The sequence below is a fragment of the Pseudomonas sp. FW305-25 genome (genome assembly GCF_017351415.1).
Classification (GTDB): domain Bacteria; phylum Pseudomonadota; class Gammaproteobacteria; order Pseudomonadales; family Pseudomonadaceae; genus Aquipseudomonas; species Aquipseudomonas chlororaphis.
Genome location: NZ_JACNDE010000078.1, coordinates 1 through 1,242 on the forward strand (window position 1 = coordinate 1; position 1,242 = coordinate 1,242).

General features: G+C 52.4%; 2 protein-coding genes. Both read left to right on the forward strand.

Going from position 1 to position 1,242, the window contains the following annotated elements; all coding sequences use genetic code 11:
• The first annotated feature begins 65 nt into the window (after window positions 1-65).
• Window positions 66-371: an IS3 family transposase gene (locus J4E58_RS32100; RefSeq protein ID WP_007927361.1), complete on the forward strand. Its 306-nt coding sequence runs from the start codon at window positions 66-68 to the stop codon at window positions 369-371.
• Complete coding sequence (locus tag J4E58_RS31740; RefSeq protein WP_256583250.1) at window positions 368-1,204, forward strand: IS3 family transposase; 837 nt, start codon at window positions 368-370, stop codon at window positions 1,202-1,204. The genes J4E58_RS32100 and J4E58_RS31740 overlap by 4 nt, the downstream gene beginning before the upstream one ends.
• The last annotated feature ends 38 nt before the right edge of the window (window positions 1,205-1,242 follow it).

Sequence of the window (1,242 nt, forward strand, 5' to 3'; positions counted from 1 at the left end):
TGAACTGGCCTAATAATTCCGGACACCTCTTAAGGGCGATATGATTTCGCCAACTTGGAGGTTCCATGAACGAAAGAAAGGTCTATACCCGCGAGTTCAAGCTACAGGCTGCCAGTATGGTGCTTGATGATAACTGCCCGGTTGCAGACGTTTGTGCATCGCTGGATATCGGGCCCACCGCGTTACGTCGCTGGGTCGATCAGGTTCGCAAGGAACGCGAGGGGCAGCCAGTCAAAGGCACCAAGGCAATTACCGAAGATCAGCGCCAGATCCAGGAGCTAAAAGCCAAGATCAAGCGCATGGAGATGGAGGCTGAGATCTTAAAAAAGGCTACCGCTCTCTTGATGTCGGATCCCGATCGTTTTCGATGATCGCAGAACTAAGAGAGTCATTTCCGACTGCCGTGGTGTGTCATGTTTTCGGTGTGAAGCGCAGCAGCTTTTATGAGTGGATTCAGCGGCGAGCCAAGCCGCGGATCAGACGCGAAGAGCTTAAGCTGAAAGTGGTTGAGCTGCACAGCGAAAGCCGCGAAGCCATGGGTTCCAGAATGATCAGCAAAAGCCTGAAATCCCAAAACATTGCAGCTGGAAGGAATCTTGTCAGAGCGCTGATGAGGGAGGCCAACATTGTCAGTAAACAACGCCAACCTCACCCATTCAGATCCAAAGGAGTGGAAGCATTTGTCGCGCCCAATCGGCTCAAGCGCAATTTCAACGCGATTGCAGTCGATCAGGTTTGGTGTGGTGATGTGACCAGCCTGATGGTGGGCAAACGCTGGTTTCATCTGGCCATCGTGATCGATTTGTATGCTCGCCGGGTCATTGGCTGGGCGTTTTCCCTGGTCAATGACGCCAACTTGGTTAGCAAAGCGCTACGCATGGCAACAGAAGTACGGACATGTCCTCCTAGGCTGATATTTCACTCAGATCAGGGATGTCAGTACACCAGCCGCAAGTTTCAAGAAGAGCTGATGCGCCACGGCATTTTGCAAAGCATGAGTCATCGCGGGCAGTGCTGGGACAATGCGCCGACAGAGCGTTTTTTCGGCACGCTGAAGTCAGAGTGGGTACCCCGTGGCGGCTACAGTATGGTCGGGGAAGCAAAAACCGACATCGTGCGCTTCTTCATGTACTACAACCGCACCAGGCTCCATAGCTACAACAACTACTTGTCGCCAATAGCTATGGAGCAAAAAGCGGCATAAGCACCGTAAACGGTGTCCAGGATTACTTGACCAGTTCA